The sequence below is a fragment of the Maribellus comscasis genome (genome assembly GCF_009762775.1).
GTDB lineage: Bacteria > Bacteroidota > Bacteroidia > Bacteroidales > Prolixibacteraceae > Draconibacterium > Draconibacterium comscasis.
Map to the genome: position 1 here is coordinate 857,411 of NZ_CP046401.1, position 19,691 is coordinate 877,101.

General features: G+C 39.0%; 13 protein-coding genes. 7 read left to right on the plus strand and 6 right to left on the minus strand.

Annotation, left to right across the window (positions count from 1 at the left end; translation table 11 throughout):
• The first annotated feature begins 157 nt into the window (after positions 1–157).
• Together GM418_RS03515 and GM418_RS03520 are read left to right on the plus strand one after the other, a co-directional pair.
• The gene (locus tag GM418_RS03515; RefSeq protein ID WP_158863203.1) at positions 158–2,206 is read left to right on the plus strand and encodes a TonB-dependent receptor plug domain-containing protein; all 2,049 of its coding nucleotides are present in this window, start codon (positions 158–160) and stop codon (positions 2,204–2,206) included.
• Between the two features lie 56 nt (positions 2,207–2,262).
• Positions 2,263–2,697 (plus strand): DUF5606 family protein, encoded by a 435-nt coding sequence (locus GM418_RS03520; RefSeq protein WP_158863205.1) that lies wholly within the window; start codon positions 2,263–2,265, stop codon positions 2,695–2,697.
• Here GM418_RS03520 and GM418_RS03525 read toward each other — a convergent pair.
• Complete coding sequence (locus tag GM418_RS03525) at positions 2,689–3,228, minus strand: 3'-5' exonuclease (protein WP_158863207.1); 540 nt, start codon at positions 3,226–3,228, stop codon at positions 2,689–2,691. The genes GM418_RS03520 and GM418_RS03525 overlap by 9 nt on opposite strands.
• A 156-nt stretch (positions 3,229–3,384) precedes the next feature.
• On the opposite strand from GM418_RS03525, the gene GM418_RS31805 reads away from it, so the two are divergent.
• Both GM418_RS31805 and argS read left to right on the plus strand, forming a co-directional pair.
• Positions 3,385–4,698 (plus strand): OmpA family protein, encoded by a 1,314-nt coding sequence (locus GM418_RS31805; RefSeq protein WP_158863208.1) that lies wholly within the window; start codon positions 3,385–3,387, stop codon positions 4,696–4,698.
• A 115-nt stretch (positions 4,699–4,813) separates the two neighbouring features.
• On the plus strand, positions 4,814–6,604 hold the full coding sequence (argS, locus tag GM418_RS03535) for an arginine--tRNA ligase (RefSeq protein WP_158863210.1): 1,791 nt from the start codon (positions 4,814–4,816) through the stop codon (positions 6,602–6,604).
• A gap of 680 nt (positions 6,605–7,284) precedes the next feature.
• On the opposite strand, the gene GM418_RS03540 is transcribed toward argS, so the two are convergent.
• The 3 genes from GM418_RS03540 to GM418_RS03550 form a co-directional block, all read right to left on the minus strand.
• The gene (locus GM418_RS03540) at positions 7,285–9,621 is read right to left on the minus strand and encodes a glycoside hydrolase family 3 protein (protein ID WP_217447699.1); all 2,337 of its coding nucleotides are present in this window, start codon (positions 9,619–9,621) and stop codon (positions 7,285–7,287) included.
• 2 nt (positions 9,622–9,623) lie between these two features.
• Positions 9,624–11,186 carry a carboxylesterase/lipase family protein gene (locus tag GM418_RS03545; RefSeq protein WP_158863212.1) on the minus strand — a complete coding sequence of 521 codons (1,563 nt, stop codon included), beginning with the start codon at positions 11,184–11,186 and terminating at the stop codon, positions 9,624–9,626.
• A gap of 153 nt (positions 11,187–11,339) precedes the next feature.
• Positions 11,340–11,552 (minus strand): hypothetical protein, encoded by a 213-nt coding sequence (locus GM418_RS03550; RefSeq protein ID WP_158863214.1) that lies wholly within the window; start codon positions 11,550–11,552, stop codon positions 11,340–11,342.
• A gap of 178 nt (positions 11,553–11,730) precedes the next feature.
• On the opposite strand from GM418_RS03550, the gene GM418_RS03555 reads away from it, so the two are divergent.
• On the plus strand, positions 11,731–12,486 hold the full coding sequence (locus GM418_RS03555) for an NUDIX hydrolase (protein ID WP_158863216.1): 756 nt from the start codon (positions 11,731–11,733) through the stop codon (positions 12,484–12,486).
• Between the two features lie 35 nt (positions 12,487–12,521).
• On the opposite strand, the gene GM418_RS03560 is transcribed toward GM418_RS03555, so the two are convergent.
• Together GM418_RS03560 and GM418_RS03565 are read right to left on the minus strand one after the other, a co-directional pair.
• Positions 12,522–14,198, minus strand: coding sequence for a carboxylesterase/lipase family protein (locus GM418_RS03560; protein ID WP_158863217.1), 1,677 nt, complete (start codon positions 14,196–14,198; stop codon positions 12,522–12,524).
• Between the two features lie 30 nt (positions 14,199–14,228).
• Positions 14,229–15,869, minus strand: a complete 1,641-nt coding sequence (locus tag GM418_RS03565; protein ID WP_158863219.1) for a carboxylesterase/lipase family protein — start codon at positions 15,867–15,869, stop codon at positions 14,229–14,231.
• Between the two features lie 399 nt (positions 15,870–16,268).
• Here GM418_RS03565 and GM418_RS03570 point away from each other — a divergent pair, with 399 nt between their 5' ends.
• On the plus strand, positions 16,269–18,518 hold the full coding sequence (locus tag GM418_RS03570; protein ID WP_246222815.1) for a hypothetical protein: 2,250 nt from the start codon (positions 16,269–16,271) through the stop codon (positions 18,516–18,518).
• 18 nt (positions 18,519–18,536) lie between these two features.
• Positions 18,537–19,667: a saccharopine dehydrogenase family protein gene (locus tag GM418_RS03575; protein WP_158863221.1), complete on the plus strand. Its 1,131-nt coding sequence runs from the start codon at positions 18,537–18,539 to the stop codon at positions 19,665–19,667.
• The last annotated feature ends 24 nt before the right edge of the window (positions 19,668–19,691 follow it).

Here is a 19,691-nt window from a genome sequence, read left to right on the forward strand (position 1 = left end):
TCCTTTCAAACGCAAATATAAAATAATAAGTATTGAAAGCATTTACAATATGTTCTGTTAATTCAATTTAATCATACCATTAAAAGTATGATGCTTACAAAACCACATTCGCCCTGTTCAGAACCGAATATTATATTTGCAGACAGAATTATTAGTTATGAACAAAGCGAAGTTTAATTTACATGCGCATTGTATTTTAACTTTCAGAAAATGGGGAAGGAAAAATTATTCGGCGTTTCAAACGATGCACCGGGTAGTTAGAATTTCGGTTTTAGCAGTTATTTATTTTCTTTCCACACCGTCTCTTTCGATAGCAACCGAAAAAGACACTACTGAAGTAAAAATGCAATATGATCTTGATGAGATCGAGGTTAGCGCGCAAAGATCGCCTGCCATGTATTCGCAGGTGGCACGGATTATTTCCGTGATTGAGAGCGATGAAATTGAGTATGCCCCGGCACGAAACATTCAGGATCTTCTGGAATATGTCGCCGGAGTTGATGTAAGACAGAGAGGTTCTGAGGGAGTACAGGCGGATATAAGTATCCGTGGAGGTACTTTCGACCAGATGCTAATCCTTCTAAACGGAATCAACATCACCGACCCGCAAACCGGACACCACAACTTAAATCTTCCCGTTAGTTTAAATCAAATTGAGCGTATTGAAATCCTGGAAGGACCAGCTGCAAGAGTTTATGGTCCAAATGCATTTTCAGGTGCAATTAATATTGTTACCAAAATGCCCGCTTCAAGTTTAGTTTCAGCAGACGCAACTTACGGAAGTTTTTCGTATTCCGATTTAAACATTTCAGGGTCAGTTGCCACAGGAAAATTAAGGCACAGTATTTCTGCCAACCGAAAAAGTTCGGATGGGTACATTGAGAACACTGATTTTAAAACCAGTAGTGTGTTTTACAGCAACCAATTGAAAACAAAAAGCGGAACATTTTCGCTTCAATTGGGCAATTCAGAAAAAGGATTTGGGGCGAACAGTTTTTATACGCCCAAGTACCCAAACCAATACGAAGCAACAAAAACACTTTTTTCATCGGCAAAGTGGGAATCAAATTCAAAACTGCACTTGACTCCCGTTGTTTATTACCGGAGACATAAAGACAGGTTTGAACTTTTTAGGGATAATCCGGCCAGTTGGTATACAACCCACAACTACCACTTAACTAACGTTTATGGCGCAAACCTGAATTCCTGGATTCAATCGGATTTGGGAAAAACGGCTTTAGGGTTTGAATTTCGCTCAGAAAATATTTTAAGTAATGTTCTGGGCGAAGAACTGGATGCACCTAAAAAGGTCCCGGGAGAAGATGCCGAATTTACTAAATCAAAAACCAGAAATACCTTGTCTGCTTTTTTTGAACACTCTTTCTATTTGGAGAACTGGACTCTTACCGGGGGGATAATGACAAATCATATCTCGGAAAGCAAGCTTGGCTGGAACGCTTTTCCCGGTGTGGAAATCAGTTATAATTTTACTGATAAACTAAAAGCATTCTCGTCTTTTAACACTTCCTTAAGGATGCCAACCTTTACTGATTTGTATTATGAGGGGCCAAGTAATGTGGGAAATCCGGATTTAAAACCAGAGAAATCGGCAACAATAGAGGGAGGATTAAAATTTAACACTGCCTTTGTTCAGGGGTACGCCGTTCTATTTTACAGAGAAGGAAAAAATATTATCGATTGGGTGAAAAACAGCAGCGACGACGTTTGGCAACCTCAAAACCTGACTCAAATCAACAGTTTTGGATCAGAATTTCAGCTCCGGTTTAATCTTCAAAAACTGTTGGGAAATGCTTTTCCTGAACAATTAGAAATAAATTATTTCACAAACAACCTTACAAAAGAAAATCAGGAACTCATTTCAAACTATGTTTTGGATAACCTAAAACACAAACTGGTAATCGGACTAAATCAGAAAATTGTGCGCAGAATATCACTAAATATGAAACTTATATACCAGGACAGAGAAGGAACTTTTACTGGTTTTGACAACAATGATTGGGCAAACGAAATTGATTATTCACCTTTTTGGTTACTCGACGGAAAAATTTCTTACACGTATAAAAATTTGTCTCTTTTTGTTTCGGCATCCAACATTTTCAACACCGATTATTATGATATTGGTAACGTTATTCAGCCAGGGAGATGGATAAAAACAGGCGTTTCGTATAAAATAGATTTTAATTAGAAAATGAATTTTCAATGGAGTTACAAAAATTGTATATTCGCCAAAAAAATTAGGTCATGTTAAAAGGGTTATTAGCAATTTCAGGTCAGTCAGGACTTTTCAAAATGGTCGCCGAGTCGAAAAACAGCATAATTGTTGAGTCGCTGGACACAAAGAAAAGAATTCCGGTATATTCAACCTCTAAAGTTTCAGCTTTGGAAGATATCGCCATCTATACCGAATCGGGAGATATTCCATTAAAAGATGTTTTCAAATCAATTGCTGAAGAAGAGGATGGTGGAGAAGCTTTAAGTCCGAAATCATCCGGTAACGAGTTGAAAAATTATTTTGAAAAAATTCTTCCCGATTTTGATAAAGACCGTGTTTATGTCTCTGACATAAAAAAAGTGCTTCTTTGGTATAATATTCTTAAGGAAAAGGAATTGCTTGATTTCTCTGAGGAAGAAGAAAATGGCTCGAAAGAAGAAGAAACAAAATCTGATTCAGAATAGTTTATAATTATTCAACGATTTAGAATCGTTATACAATTTATTTTTCTCTAGAAGAATTTCAAAAAGTTTAACAGTGGCAAGTGCATCGCCGGCTGCGCGGTGCCTGCCATTTATTTCAATACCCAAATCAGCACACAATCTACCCAGTGAGTAAGACTCGTGTCCCGGAAGCAATTTCCTGGCCAGTTGTACCGTACACATGGTTTTATTGTTATAAAAATAACCTAATCTTTTGTATTCTTCCTTTACAAACTTATAGTCGAAACTTACGTTGTGTGCAACAAAAGTTCTCCCCGCTGTCATTTCCACAATTCTTTTTGCCACCTCATAAAATTTCGGAGCATTTTTAACCATTTCATTGCTTATACCTGTCAAATTAGTAATAAAATAAGGGATATCCATTTCCGGATGAATCAAGGATGAATAAGAACCGGTAATCTCTACACCATTGTGCTGAAAAATTGCGATCTCAGTTATTTTACCGTTCTGATAACTGTTACCTGTTGTTTCTATATCAATTATTGCAAACAAAATAATGATTAATTAATCTATCGAATTGATTAAAATTTATAAATTTGTAAAAAAACCATAAAATTAAACATAAACATTAAATACACTGTTTAGAATGTTAAAATTAATTCCTAAATTGCTTACGAGACGTGAAATACATTAATAAAAAACACTAATATGAAAAAATTTACCTTACTTTTTTTAGTTCTATCCTTTATTATTGGAACTGCATTCGCTCAGAATTCAGATAACAAATGGGCAATTGGACTCGGGCCCGGATTGTATCAAAACCTCGAAAAAAATGAACTTGGATTTTTAGGTGAGTTTTATGTAAGTCGTTATTTAAGTCCTTCATTCGATCTTATGCTAAAGCATGAAATGGGTTTTAACGACGACGGTACTGACTTTGGCAATCCTTTACTGAATTTACGTTTCAAATTTTATAATGGCTCTATCCTTTCTGAAAATGCCAGTGTGCAACCTTATTTGTTCGCTGGCCCAGGTTACATGTGGGATAACCTGAAAGACGGAGTGAACTTTAATGCCGGTGTGGGATCAAAATTCCCTATAAGCGATAATACTTCATTATATTTGGAAGCTGCTTATATTAAAGGAATTGATGGAACAAGACATATTAATAACGTTTTAACCGATGTTGTTGATGACCATATTAAAGTTTCAGGAATTATTGAATTTGCAATAGGTAAAGCTAAAGATTCTGATGGTGACGGAGTTCCTGACAGAAAAGACGAATGTCCGGATACACCTCCGGGAGTACAGGTTGACGAAAAAGGTTGTCCGCTGGATCGCGACGGCGATGGAGTTCCGGATTACAAAGATGATTGTCCGGATGAACCGGGAAGCCCGCAACTTAACGGATGCCCGGACAGAGACGGAGATGGAATTGCTGATAAAGATGACGACTGTCCTGATGTTCCTGGGTTGGCAAAATTCAACGGATGTCCCGATACTGATGAGGACGGAGTTCCGGATCCAAAAGACAAATGCCCGGATACGCCAAAAGGTTGCCCGGTTGATGAAAACGGATGCCCACTGGATTCTGACGGAGACGGTGTAATTGACTGCCAGGACAGATGTCCTACCGAACCTGGTTCTGTTGATAATGACGGATGTCCCGATTGGGAAACAATTCAAATACCAAATATTCTTTTCGACTTTGATAAATCTACGCTTAGACCGGAAGGCAAAGAAGAGTTGGATAAACTGGTCGACAAATTGCAATCAAGCAAAGAATATGAAATAGAAGTTGGTGGACATACTGATAGTACTGGTCCGGAAAGATACAATATGGGACTTTCTGAAAAACGTGCTCAGGCAGTTGTGAAATACTTACTCACAAAAGGCATAAACAATGCGTATGTAAGTTCGAACTACTACGGAGAAAGCAAACCGGAAGTGGAAAATAATTCACGTGCGAACCGTCAGCTAAACCGTAGGGTTGAATTCGAAGTATTAAAAATCAGAAAATAATTATTGATTTATAATATTTGCTGAAGCCCTGTCGTTTGACAGGGCTTTTTTTTGATTTCTTAATTTCACACGCCCTAAAATATTATCTTTGTCGCTCTTAAAATACTTTCAAAAAATGAATATCGATAAAATAATTTTTGATGCTGTAAAAAAGGCTTTAAATGAATTATATAAATTGGAAGCCAATGAAAATCAGATTCAGTTGCAAAATACACGTAAAGACTTTGAAGGAGACGTAACACTTGTTGTTTTTCCTTTTTTACGCTTTTCAAAAAAATCACCTGAAGCAACAGCAGAAGAAATTGGGAATTACCTTTTAGAGTCGATTGACGTTGTTGAAAATTACAACGTTATAAAAGGATTTTTAAACCTGGTTGTCGATAAAACATATTGGTTAGAAGTTTTACGGGAAGCTTATTCCCAAACAGAATATGGAGTAAAATTACCTGAAGAGGATTCCGAACTGGCGATGGTTGAGTATTCCTCTCCCAACACAAACAAACCCTTACATTTGGGACATATCAGAAACAATTTATTAGGTTTTTCAATCTCCGAAATATTAAAGGCCAATGGAAAAAAAGTTGTAAAAACCAACATTGTTAACGACCGTGGCATTCATATTTGCAAATCGATGTACGCCTGGCAAATGTGGGGAAATGGGAAAACTCCTGAGAATTCAGGTATAAAAGGCGATCACCTTGTGGGCGAATTTTATGTTGAATTTGACAAACACTACAAGGCGGAAATAACCGAATTGGTTCAAAAAGGAATATCAAAAGAAGAAGCCGAAAACCAGGCACCTTCCATTTTAGGGGCTCGTGAACTTTTAAGGAAATGGGAAGCAAAAGATGAGGAAACTGTTGAACTTTGGAAGACCATGAATGGATGGGTCTACAAAGGTTTTGATATTACCTACAAAAAACTTGGCGTAGATTTCGACAAAATCTATTATGAATCAGAAACCTATCTGGTAGGAAAAGAGGAAGTCCTCAGAGGATTAGATGAAGGGATTTTCTACCGGAAAGACGATAACTCGGTTTGGGCTGATTTAACAAAAGAAGGACTTGATCAAAAAATATTGCTGAGAAGCGATGGTACTTCGGTTTATATGACCCAGGATATTGGTACCGCAAAAATGCGCTTTGCCGATTTCGCTATTGGTAAAATGGTTTATGTTGTTGGGAATGAACAAAATTACCACTTTCAGGTTTTGGCTCATCTGCTTGATAAATTGGGGTTTGAATGGGGCAAAGATTTATATCATTTTTCATACGGTATGGTAGAACTTCCATCAGGGAAAATGAAATCGAGGGAAGGAACAGTGGTTGATGCTGACGATTTGGTGGAGGAAATGGTAAATGTTGCCAGAAATATGTCAAAGGAGCTTGGCAAACTTGATTCCCTGTCAGCTCAGGAGGCAGAAAGAACCTACCGGATGATTGCAATGGGGGCGCTTAAATATTTTATATTAAAAGTAGATCCTAAGAAAAATATGCTGTTCAATCCAGAAGAATCCATCGATTTTAATGGAAATACCGGTCCATTTATTCAGTATACTTTTGCGCGTATTCAATCGGTGTTAAGAAAAGCAGCTGACAACAGTTTTACCATAAAAGAAACAATACAATCAGGTTTGCTTTCAGATAAGGAGAAAGATATCCTGAAAAGGATTTCTCTATTTCCGGGCACTGTTAAAGAGGCAGGTAATAATTACAGTCCGGCGGTAATTGCAAATTATTGTTACGAACTGGTAAAAGAATATAACCAGTTTTATCATGATCATTCTATCCTTTCAGAACCCGATATGGATAAAAGAAATTTCCGTTTGATATTATCATCTACAGTTGGTAATATTATAAAATCAGGGATGAATATGCTTGGTATAGAAATGCCTGAAAGAATGTAAAAAGAAAAAGGAGGCGGGGTATGCCTCCTTCTGTACTTTCTTTTCTTGTGTAATCGAAAGATTACGATCATGATTTGATTTAACGATTTAAGGGAACCAGCGTCCTTCCATAATAATATTCGGTAAAATCCAAAAAGGTAACCCCTAAATCGACAGAAAAATGTTTAAATCCAAACAATTGAAAAGGAATTTAAATTATAAAACAGAATAGAATATGCATTAAAAAACAAAAATAATTTTTCCTTCAAAAAGAATCACAACTTCGAAAAGGAACTCAATAGCAACTGCCAAGCAAGGAATTACAATTAAGAAAATTTGTTTTAAACCCAAAAACGGACATTTACAACCTGAACGTATGTACATAAAGAAAACTTCGGAAATTCCTTATGGATAATCCCCTGACGTAGACTTAATTTTATTTAAACCAGGTACAGTTCATTTGCTGTTCCTGAGCTGTTCTTAAGCCTGAGGTCTGGCAATGATGATACGATACAATACGATTGTTGCTAAACTACTGAACAAACGAGTTTGGCGAGAGTTTGTGTGATACAGTAAAAAATCGTAATCCCGACCATAGGCATACTTCTTCTGATTTTATAGGTAAATAACAGATGAAAAGAGGGCTGTCCGGAAAGTAAATTGGACCAGCCCTTAACAATTTTAAGTTTTGCTATTAAAGCTTATTTGTATTTCTGAACCCTTTTGTCGTTTATTGGACCCGCCCAATTTAATCCGAATGCAAAATCATAGGTATTTCCCTCCGAATCAACATGACATCGCATATCCCTGGGAACATCTTCGAATTGCTCCTCGACAGTTTTCATACTTGCAGGCATTTGGAAAGGCAATAAGCCTGATGGAGCAACATTACCACTAAGAATTTCCATTATTGCCTGATCCTGAACACCAAAACATACAACAATAGCATCCGCATTCCTTTCAAATTCAGCAAAAACCATTGGATTTGAAACATTTACAACAACAATCACCGGTTTATCTCCCATTTTCCTTCTTGTCTCAAGAACCAAGTCAAGATCCTTTGTATTAGTAGCGGTAACCGATTTATTTTTATAGGAACGGTTTGTGAAATCTTCCAATGGATCACCTCCTGCTATACTAACATCCCTGGCGTATTTTGCAGTATATTCTTTGTATTGCAGACTAATGGGAACATATCCGTTTCCGCCAGTTTCAACATCATCAATGCTGTACCCACTTCCTCCATTTGGACTGTCAATAAAAACGAGTGCATAATCAGCTTGCTCAGGCAGCTCTTCAATTTCAACATATTTCTTCACAATTTCCAGATTAACCGGATAGTCCCATTTCTCTTCAGAACCACCAAATCCAAATCTCCCCCGGGTTGCAGGATAATATTTTTTAGGTAAATAAACTTTGGGATTTTCTTTAAAAGGAAGGGTGGCTTCACTATTTTTTAGCAAAACTATCGATTTGAGCTGTGCCTCAAATCCGGCGGCCATAAATTCAGGATTACCAACTGTCTTCTCCGTTTTATCAACTGCCAGATAAGGATTTTCAAACAAGCCCGTCCGGAAAATGTTTCGCAAAAGACGAACTGCAGACTGCTCAAATCTTACGCGCATAAGATCTTCTCCGTATTCTTTTACACCCATGTTATAGGCTTCAATAACCGGGGCCATTTCGTTATTCCCTCCAAACTGGTCAACGCCTGCCATAATTACCTTATAATGTCTTTCAGCAACGGAGAGATGCTCTGTTCCCCACGATGTTGTTCCAAATGAATTTACAGCCGGATTATCTTTGGTGATGCCCCAATCAGTACAAATCACTCCTTCATAACCATATTTTCCCCGCAAAAGGTCATTAATTAAATACTTACTGTAACTGTTACCCACATTCTCTTTATACGCTATATCTAAACCATTTGAAATAGTATAATATGGCATTACGGCCGAAGCCGAGCCTGTAGGGCCATCTAATCTAAACGCTCCTTCGGCAAAAGGAATAAGATGATCTTTAAAATTTTCCCCGGGATATACAGCATATTTCCCATATGCAAAATGTGCATCGCGCCCGCCTTCTTCAGGACCTCCGCCAGGCCAGTGTTTAACCATGGCATTTACGCTGGAATATCCCCATCCTTCCTTTAATTCTGCCTTACCCTCTGAAGTTTGAAATCCATCAACATAAGCTTGTGCCATATCCCTGTCTAATTGCGGATCTTCTCCAAAGGTTCCGCTAAAACGTCCCCAGCGTGGTTCTGTGGCCAAATCAATCTGAGGTGATAATGCCGTTGTTATCCCTAAGGCCCGGTACTCTTTTGAAGCTATTTCTCCAAATTTTCTAACAATATTCGGCTCAAAAGTAGCTGCCAAACCCAGAGAGGTCGGCCACATAGAAATGTTTCCTCCGGCACCTGAATTAAATTCGGCATCAGCCGAGGTTCTGTGACGCGGATCAGAACTGGTACTTCCCGGAATTCCCAACCCAATTCCTTCCACCAAAGCCTGCATATTGTTATTCCATTGCGCTGCTACCGCTGGTGATTCGACAGAGGTAATCAGCACATGTCGTAAATTATCATCTGTTAAAAACTTAATCTGCTGGTCTGATAAGTCACTTGCTTTTGCTCCACTTTCAGCAAAAGACTTTCCGTTGTATGTAGCTCTACCAAAGGGGCCTCTTCCTCCGGAAGGGATTGATTGGTGTGCACTATACAACATTAAGCCGGCAATTTGTTCAACCGACATTTTAGTTGCCAAATCCTGAGCTCTTTCATCAAAAGACAAACGCCAGTCTTCATATTTGTCCAAGGTGCCGTTCTTATTTAAATCTTTAAAAGCAAAGCCGTCATCCTCCAAAATAACAACACCGGAAACCGGAGAATAGCTTAAGATTTGCCCTCCCTGATTACAGACCAGATTATAGCCTTCCTTTTGTTCTTCGGACCACTTAGGGCTACAACTGTAAGTTACAAACAAAACAATAAACAATACGGTAAAAACCATGCTCTTAAAGAATACGCTCTTTTTCATTTTTATTGGTTAGAATAATAATTATCAAGAAAACTTAGAATCTCCTTGTTTGGAAGATCTTTGCATTCAACATTTAAATCAAAAATCATTGCTTTTAAATTCTCCGGCGCACATGCCTGCCATTCGGGAAGCTCTTCGCAGTTTGGATTGCCATCTTCAGCAAAACTCACCCAATAATCAGACATAATATCAGCCAGTTTATAATCCTCTTTCTTCCATGGACGAGGACTCATTTTCAGGTTATTGTAGGCATAAGGCACCTCTCCCGTATGAAACGCTCCGTAGTCTTCCATTCCTTCTCCATAAGGCAAATCGCGCTCAAAGCGATAGATATACACTTTTGAAGTTGCAGTTTCATTTTGGTAATTCATCCATTTATAAGATTGAATACCAAAACTCTGTATCGATCCCAAATCATTTTGTACTTCCTTTGCTTCTTCATCTGTTGAAAGAGGAAATAAAGCCAGGAATTTATCAGCCTCGTTCCCAAACTGTTGTTTTATCTGTTCTCTGAATTTTTCAGCAGATTGTGGTGGTCCGCCAAATCCTTCATCCTGATTCCAACCTAAAATTAAAGGGACATCATTTTGATTTCCCAGGGCAAAAATTTCATTCATTGGTTTGGGAATAACATATCCATCAACAATTGGAGCAGAAGGGCCGCGAACCGCTAAAATTTCTTCTGCTGTTTTTTCTCTCAACTCTGCTACAGAGTTTGCATCTAATGATTCTGCATATTTCACACCTGCCTGCTCAGCACTTTCCAGCGTGTTTCCTCTTGCTAACTTATTGGTCGGTAAAACAGCCCCGCCACTTTCGGCAATAGCTCGGTGAATCAATCCTTTGGTTAGCGGAGAGGCAAGCAAATAATTAACAGAAAAAGCTCCGGCCGACTGCCCTGCAATGGTAACCTTATTTGGATCGCCACCAAAAGCTTCGATATTTCTATTTACCCATTGCAATGCAGCGATCTGATCCAATAAACCGTAATTTCCTGACGCATTATATTCCGACTCGGCGCTTAGTTCCGGATGAGCCAAAAACCCAAAAACACCAACACGATAGTTTACAGTTAAAAAAACCACGCCTTTTTTTGCCATTTCTTCTCCGTTGTAAACCGAAACAGCACCAGATCCGCTGGAAAAACCTCCGCCGTATATGTATACCAAAACCGGACGATTTTCACCTGCTTTTTCCGCACCTGTCCACACGTTCAGGTATAAACAATCTTCGTTTAGTGGTTCTTGGGGAGCAATGAACTCCTGTGTCCACATTGAAAACGGAACCGGCGTCCCTTGTACCGGACTGGCTGAAAATTTGTTACATTTTTTAACCCCATCCCATGAACCGGCCGCATGAGGAGCCTTCCAGCGTAAATCGCCTACAGGCGGAGCAGCAAAGGGAATTCCCTTAAATGATGTTATTCCGCTGAGTTCGTTATAAGTACCGCTAATCCAACCATTTTCAGTTTGAACTGCATCTTTAACCAGGGTATCTTTTTGTGTTTCACATGAAAGAAAAAGAAATCCGACTATAACTCCCCATATTAAAAATAAATTTTTCATAAGTCAGCCAGTTCATTAAGTTAGTAAAAAATAGTCAGTCCGTTTTATCTATCAAAAAGTATTGAAGATATATATTTAAAGTAATGTTAGTCAAATTCATAAAAGCTTCTCCCCTTCGAACAATTCTCCGGGGAGAAGCGTCTCAACTTGTCCTTATTTATGTAGCCTAACAAAATCTTTCTGAGGTTCCATTGCCTTTGTAACTTTTCCGGCAACCATATCTTTTGCAACATTCAGCGTCGTCTTCGATTTGATAATAGCCTCGACATCCTTCACGGCAGAGATTGCGGCTTGCAAAGAGACGAAAAAAATTAAAAAAATAGCCAGTATTATCTGGCTAAAGTGTTTTAGTTTATTAATTCCCATTCTAATTCTTTATATTAATTTTTGTTAACTATAAATTATACAAATCTTAGTATTTGATATAACATAAATCAAAACAGAATTACTATGTGTCAAACATACACAATAATAAATATTTTAATTTTATTAATCAAAAAAAAGAGGAATTTTATTTACTTTGCCGCCAATAAAAAAATCTAAATTGACAGCGGATTCACATACCATAAATACTTCAGACTTTCTTGACCATATCTCGCTGGATTGTGTAATTTTCGGATTCCACAATAACGAACTAAAGGTTCTGACCCTTCAATTAAAATATACCAGGGATTATGCATTGCCTGGTGGTTTTTTAAAAACCAATGAAACTCTCGAAGAAGCCGCAAAAAGGGTTTTGCAGGAAAGAACCGGGTTGGATAATATTTTTCTGAAACAGTTTAAAGTATTTAGTGATTTGGCTCGTGCCGCAACAAATCCGGCGGTTAACGACTTAGTGGCTTCCGGAATTAAACCTGATTTAGATTTTTTCGGTAAACGATTTATTTCTGTTGGATTTTACGCTCTTGTTGAGTACACCAAAGTAGAGCCTACCCCCGACTTCTTTTCTGATAAATGCATATGGAAAAATGTAAATGAAAATGAGTCTTATATTTTGGATCATAATCAAATAATAGAGAAAGCATTGGATGTTTTACGTCTTCAGTTAAGTTATCAACCTATTGGTTACAATTTATTGCCGGAAAAATTTACCATGCCTGAACTTCAAAAATTATATGAAACCATTTTAGGAAAGGAACTTGACCGTAGAAATTTTCAAAGAAAAATGTTATCCTACAAAATTCTCAATAAACTGGATGAACGTAAAAGAGGGGGAGCCTACAAAGCGCCTTATTTATATGAATTCAACCTTGAGAATTACCAGAAAGCGCTTAGTCATGGTCTAAGCGGGGGATGGTAAAAAAGCGGCACAAATTGCCGCACCGCTTTTTCATTTTAAAGCATCATTCTGCCTTCCCGATCAGGATCGTTTTTTACATCACAGACATCGTTTAGAATCATCGTTTCACCTTTTTCTGCGGTGAACTTTGGCCATTCGGGCAGACCTTCACAATTTGGATTACCTGTACGCATAAACGCAAGCAAAGCATCCGACATTTTTTCGGAAAGCTTTCTCGAACGGGCACCTCCTCCTGTGTGTGTAAGCATCAAATCAGTATTGTAAAACCAGAAGCAAATATCCAAACAGTGAAACGCCCGCATTCGATTATCAAACAACGGTGGTTCCCAACCAAACCAGGCAACATAAACCGGCGCCGGTTGTTTGCTTTTTGCAGTAGCTGTATCAACTACTCCTTTCCGGTTACTGGCAACCAAAGTCATAATTTCAATGGGCGTGGCATCCGGAAAAACTTTTGCATAAGCATCGTAAACAGCCGGAGCTTTATCTCCCAATCCGCCTCTAAAACCGGCTCTTTCTTTCAACATGCTTTTAGCCTCTTCTTCTGTCATGTTCTCCAGTTCGGGCATTGTTCTGGCCATACCCCACTCGTGGAAAGTGCTGCAAATAATCATTGGAACAGTTGCCGAAATACCGTTTTCTTCGGAATAAAAGGTCCCTTTCGGAATATTGATTCCATCCGCCACCGGAGCAAATCCCATTCTAAAACCGGTTTCTCCACCTTCTTCCCGAAATTTTTGACTGGCTTTATTGGCAAGTAAAATGTAGTCTTTCCACGGCATTTCCTGCAATTTGTCAATTTCTGAAGATTTCAAACCTGCCTCTTTCAAAATATATTCACCTAATCTTTGGGAAACGTTCTGATTCATTGCCTGCGTGGTCGAGCCACTTAACGGAACAGCTTTATGAATTAAGCCGGCAGCTTTGGGCATTGCCGCCAATGTACAAACTTTGGCTCCACCACCCGACTGCCCCATAATTGTGACATTGTCCGGGTCTCCGCCAAAATTGGCAATATTCTCTTTTACCCATTCCAGAGCAGCCACCATATCGAGCGCACCAACATTCCCGGAATCTTTGTACTTTTCTCCGCCTACTCCCGACAAATCAGAAAATCCAATCGGCCCTAATCGATGATTGATTGAAACAAAAACAACATCTCCTTTTCGGCTCAAATTTTCCCCCATGTAACCATCCTGTTCAATTCCGTTACCGTTGGTATAACCACCACCGTGCAGCCAAACCAAAACAGGACGTTTATTCGCATCAATTGCAGGTGTCCAAACATTTAATTTTAAACAATCTTCACTTACATCGTCATAATTCCAGTGGTCAACAAAAGAAGAATAGGCATTGGCATAACGATTATCCATAATTTGCGGAGCCGTATTTCCCCACCAAACCGCCGGGCGGATGTCGTCCCATTTTTCCGGACGTTGCGGAGGCATAAAACGGTTCTTTCCTCCGGTATCAGCACCGTAAGGAATTCCGCGAAACTGATAAATTCCGCGCAAAATAAATCCTTTTACTTTTCCGTAAACAGTATCCGCAATTGCAATATCATCACCGATAAAAAGAACTTGCTCATCATTTTCATTTTTGTCTTTTTCTGCATCGTTTGCACATGCCGTTAACGGAAATGATGAAGCCAATCCGAAACCGGCTGCTCCAACTCCCATTGTCTGGAAAAAATTTCGTCTGTTCGTTTTCATAATTTTTGGTTTTTGAATTTTAGTATTGATTTAACTTGGTTGTATATTTTTCCACATTTCTTTTACTGTTTTGAATCGATTTTCAATAACCGCACACTGTGTATCAATTCTTAAAAGAGGCCGCTCTTTCAAATTAAATGCTGGCCATTCAGGTTGCCCGGTTGCCTCCGGTTTTCCGGTTCGCGCAAAACTTGTCCACAGCGAAGTCATATTTTTTGAAGCTTCAAATCTGTCCGGTTTTGTTCCGGCCATTCCCGACTCAACATTGTAAAATTTAAACGGGATATCCATTGCATGCATCGAAGCAAATTCAAAGTCGGTTCCCTGAATTTTTGCATTCGATTTATAACCAAAATTATATAAATAAGCTGGCGCTCCACCCTGTTCGGTTTTTCGTTCAGCAATCGTTATCGAACCCAACCCCATCATCATAATGGAACGGATGGCGATATAAATTTCGCCGGGTGTTTTTTCAGGATATGCTTTGTGATACGTTTCTCTTATAAGTTCTGCATTTTCACCAAAATCATTCTGAAGACGATTTTTCAACTGCTCTTCTGAAAGAGTAAAAACCTCAACATCTCCGCCCACCATGGCAAAGAAAATATATTCATCTTCATTCCATCCGGTTAGCAAAGGTTTGTTTTTTGAAATAGCAGGAGCCTTAGGTTCAAACGGATGATTCGGCAAAACAACACCATCTTTTACCGCACCAAAACTGCCCACTCCCGAGTTTCCAATTCCCCAAAATCCTCCGCTGTGTTTGCTGGGCTTTTTCGGAAGTTTGCCCTGCGCTTCCAACAAAACTTCAACAGGAACATCAAGCAATTTCTTCCAATTATTTTTTGAAATATTTAAGTATTCCAACAACGATTGTGTTGTTTGAGCCGCATCTTCAGCCTCAATAATTTCGACAGCCGGGCCACTCTCGATAGAAGCTTTGCTAAAATAAGGCGCGGCTTCCGGCATGGCATACAAACAGGAAGTTTTCATGCCACCACCCGACTCGCCAAAAATCATCACATTTTCAGGATCGCCGCCAAAAACTTCAATATTTTCATGCACCCATTTTAACGCAAGTGCAATGTCCTGAACGCCGCGATTCCCGGAGCCTTTAAAATCGTCTCTGCCCAACTCATCCAAATACAAAAATCCGAGTAATCCCAGCCGGTGATTTGTTGCCACGACCACCACATCGTACATTCGCGCCAGGTTTGCCCCGTCCTGGGAAGTACTTCCGCCAGAACCGGTTCGAAATCCTCCGCCATGATTATAGACCATCACCGGGCGCTTTTTACCATCGTTTGCCGGTGTCCAAATGTTTAAAACCAGGCAATCTTCTGAAGGGTCAGGTTCATTAATTCCATACGTTTGATTGGGCGGTTGAATGGAAGGATGCCCCAATTGCAAAGCATCCCGAATGCCAGTCCACGACTTAACAGGTCCGGCTTTATGAAAACGCTTTGCAGCGGAAACATCGCCGGCATAAGGAACACCCTTGAAAATGGTTACTCCATTTTCACGATATCCCCGAAGTTGTCCATACTGCGTTTCAACAATCTGAAAATCATTTTGATAAACGGGTGATAATTTGGCAAATCGGGGGACAAAAATTAACGGAACAGCAAGTGTTGTTTTTCCTAAAAATTGGCGTCTGGAAAATTTATTCATTTTAATGAAGAGTTTTAGTTTAGAGAAAAGTAAGTTAAAATACAATTCGCGACCTGACTTTTAGCTCACGAAAATGATATCTATATTATTGGAGAATACGTTTTTGAACAAAGTGCTAAATCGTTCCTATACTAGAAAGGACAAATTCACTCACAATTTCAATAACAAAATTCTAAAAAACAATTCTTTTAGTAAAAAGATTTCTGACCTACACTTTTTTTTCATAAGTTTACTCTGTTTTAGTTTATTAATTTCATTTCTGCGTTATCAGAAATGTAAAAATTTTGGCGGAAAATATGTTGATGTTTTCCGCTTTCTTTTTTATCGGTTTCAAGATAATAATTTTAATTTCAGGAAAATATTGATTTTAACTATTTTCGAAGGACTAAAACTAAACTTATGCAAAACCTAAAACCGGGTTCTCTTGATAAAATGTTACAGGGTGAAAAAACAACACAACTTGATTTCCTGTTTTTAAAATTGAAAATGTCAAAACAAATGAAACTAAACCAAAACCTCATTTCTCTGATTTTTCTTTTCTGTGGAATAGCTTTCTCTTGTACACCAACAAAAGAAGAAGGAAGGAAAATTGACCGATTTGCATTGGTAAACCGACACAATATCCAAATCAACAGTTTTGATTCGCTTTCTTCGCTTTCGGCAGGAAACGGAAAATTTGCTTTTACTGTCGATGCCACCGGCCTGCAAACTTTTCCTGAAATTTATAAAAACGGCGTTTGCCTCGGGACAATGTCAGAATGGGGCTGGCACAGTTTTCCAAATACAGAAAGCTATAAACTGAAAGAGTCATATAAGGATTTTGATGTTGAAGGAAGAAAGGTTCCCTATGCAATTCAATGGAATGAACCCGAAAGAAAAAAGGAAGCAGCCAACTATTGCAGAGTAAATCCGCACCGTTTACATCTGGGAATTATTGGACTGGAACTTTTGCATACAAATAAAACACACGTAAATTCTGAAGAAATAGAAAGTATAGACCAACAATTGAATTTATGGAAGGGGCTGATTACGAGCTCCTTCAAAATTTCAGAACAAAAGGTAAATATTGAAACCGTTTGTCATCCCGAAAAAGATTTAGTAGGAATTCATATTCAATCAGATATCATAAAAACCAATCAACTGGGAATAAAACTCCGTTTCCCTTATCCAACGGGCAATCATGCTGACGACGCCTGTGATTGGAAAAGCCCGGAGAAACACACATCTGAAATTGTTAGCCAAAACTCAAACGATGTTACGTTCAAACATATAATTGACACAATTGAATATTTTGCAAGACTTACCTGGACCGGAAACGCGGAACTAAAATTGAAAGAGCCACATTATTTTGTTTTACAACCCGGAATTGAAAATACTGATTTATTGGTAACCGTAGAGTTCAAACCTACCAACAATTTTGAAGAAATATCCGGCTTCACGCATGCAAAAGAGCTTTCAATCAAAATGTGGAAAAACTACTGGGAGACAGGTGGTGCTGTCGACTTTTCAGCTACTGAAAATCCACTTGCCAAAGAACTGGAACGCCGTGTTGTTCTTTCGCAGTACCTGGAGCGAATTCAATGTGCGGGAACACTACCACCCCAGGAAACCGGGTTAACTTACAACAGTTGGTTTGGCAAATTCCATATTGAGATGCATTGGTGGCATGCTACACATTGGGCCTACTGGAACCGAACCGACCTTCTTGCAAAAAGTCTGGGGTATTATACTGATATTTACCAAAAAGCAAAACACAAGGCCGAAATTCAGGGGTACGATGGTGTCCGCTGGCCTAAAATGACCGATCCGAACGGCAGCGACAGCCCCTCCGGTGTCGGTGAATTTTTAATCTGGCAACAACCTCATATTATATATTTTGCAGAATTATGTTACCGTCAGAATCCCACCGAAACAACCTTAAAGGAATACGCTGATCTTGTTTTTGCAACCGCCGATTTTATGGCCGACTTTGCCCGTTTTGATAAAGAGAACAGCCGTTACATTTTGGGCCCGCCACTCATCCCGGCGCAGGAAAGTCTGGAAAAAGAGAAAACCTGCAACCCTCCTTTTGAAGTGGCATACTGGCACTGGGGATTATCAGTTGCACAAAACTGGCTCAAAAGACTAAACATGCCACCTAACCCGGAATGGCAGGCTGTTATTGACGGATTACCTGCATTTGCACAAAAAGACGGACTGTACCTTGCTGCTGAAAGTGCACCCGATTCATATGAAAACGAGCATTACTATTCCGATCATCCAATGGTTTTGGGTGCTTTCGGAATTTTGCCTGCAACGGTAAAAATGGATACCGCAATCATGAAAAACACCTTCAATCATATTGAGAAAATATGGAACTGGGAAAGTACCTGGGGCTGGGACTACCCGATGGCAGCAATGTCGGCTACACGCTTGGGTGAACCAGACAAAGCCATTAGTCTCTTATTAAAAGATGTGCAAAAAAACAGCTACCTGGTAAACGGACACAATTATCAAACATCACGATTACGCATATATCTTCCTGGGAATGGAGGTTTATTGACCGCTGTTGCTATGATGTGTGCCGGTTTTGAAGGAAATACAAAAAATAATCCCGGGTTTCCTTCCGACTGGAATGTGAAGTGGGAAAACCTGCAGCCTGTATTCTAATCTTGCTTGAAAAAAATTATGAGAAAAATAATTGTTCTCGGAGCAGGCCTGGTAGGAAGTGCCATTGCCATTGACCTCTCTAAAAATTATGATGTTACCAGTGTTGACTTACACGCTGAGGCATTTAAAAAATTTCAGAATCACCCGGAAATCAAAATGATCCAGGCAGATTTGAGTGACTCTGAAAATCTAAAAGAAATTGTAAAAGACTTTGATTTGGTCGTTGGGGCTGTTCCTGGTTTTATGGGATACCAAACAATGAAAGCAGTGATTCAGTCGGGCAAAAACATGGTTGACATTTCATTTATGCCGGAAGATTTTATGCAACTCGACGGATTGGCAAAAAAACATCGTGTAACCGTAGTTGCCGACTGCGGCGTAGCTCCCGGAATGGGAAATATTATTCTTGGGTATCACAACAAAAACATGCAGGTAAAATCGTACGAATGTTTAGTTGGCGGTCTGCCGGTTATTCGCGAATGGCCTTATGAATACAAAGCCGTGTTCTCCCCCATTGATGTGATTGAAGAATACACGCGCCCGGCTCGGTTTGTTCAAAATTATGAAATGGTTACCAAAGAAGCGCTTTCCGATCCTGAATTGATTCATTTTGAAGGAATAGGAACTTTGGAATCATGGAATTCTGACGGACTTCGTTCATTAATGCAAACCATGAAAAATATTCCTGATATGATTGAAAAAACACTGCGTTACCCGGGATGTATTGAATACTTGAGAGTTCTTCGCGAATCGGGCTTCTTTTCCTACGAAGAAATAGATGTAAACGGGACAAAAATTCGGCCAATTGATGTAACCTCTAAATTGTTATTCCCAAAATGGAAATTAAAAGAAGGAGAAGAAGACTTTACGATTATGCGGATTATTGTTGAAGGAACAGAAAACGGAAAGCCTGCAAAATTTACTTACAATCTACTTGACCGATTTGACAGAAAAAGCCAAACAATTTCAATGGCCAGAACAACCGGATATACATGTGCTGCGGTAGTAAATTTAATGCTCGATGGAGGTTTTTCAAAACCTGGAGTTAACCCTCCGGAATTTGTTGGAGAAAATGACGGTAATCTCACTTATATTTTAAAATATCTGGAAGAACGTGGGGTAATCTACCAAACGGAATCAATAATTTGAATGAGAACAAGATGGCAAAAAATT

Bases quoted from the DNA above. Each gene is read 5' to 3' on its own strand.
- GM418_RS03570 (WP_246222815.1), top strand. From the start codon at position 16,269: ATGCAAAACCTAAAACCGGGTTCTCTTGATAAAATGTTACAGGGTGAA.
- GM418_RS03575 (WP_158863221.1), top strand. From the start codon at position 18,537: ATGAGAAAAATAATTGTTCTCGGAGCAGGCCTGGTAGGAAGTGCCATT.
- GM418_RS03520 (WP_158863205.1), top strand. From the start codon at position 2,263: ATGTTAAAAGGGTTATTAGCAATTTCAGGTCAGTCAGGACTTTTCAAA.
- GM418_RS03540 (WP_217447699.1), bottom strand. From the start codon at position 9,621: ATGAAAAAGAGCGTATTCTTTAAGAGCATGGTTTTTACCGTATTGTTT.
- GM418_RS03565 (WP_158863219.1), bottom strand. From the start codon at position 15,869: ATGAATAAATTTTCCAGACGCCAATTTTTAGGAAAAACAACACTTGCT.
- GM418_RS03545 (WP_158863212.1), bottom strand. From the start codon at position 11,186: ATGAAAAATTTATTTTTAATATGGGGAGTTATAGTCGGATTTCTTTTT.
- GM418_RS03550 (WP_158863214.1), bottom strand. From the start codon at position 11,552: ATGGGAATTAATAAACTAAAACACTTTAGCCAGATAATACTGGCTATT.
- GM418_RS03515 (WP_158863203.1), top strand. From the start codon at position 158: ATGAACAAAGCGAAGTTTAATTTACATGCGCATTGTATTTTAACTTTC.
- GM418_RS03560 (WP_158863217.1), bottom strand. From the start codon at position 14,198: ATGAAAACGAACAGACGAAATTTTTTCCAGACAATGGGAGTTGGAGCA.
- GM418_RS31805 (WP_158863208.1), top strand. From the start codon at position 3,385: ATGAAAAAATTTACCTTACTTTTTTTAGTTCTATCCTTTATTATTGGA.
- argS (WP_158863210.1), top strand. From the start codon at position 4,814: ATGAATATCGATAAAATAATTTTTGATGCTGTAAAAAAGGCTTTAAAT.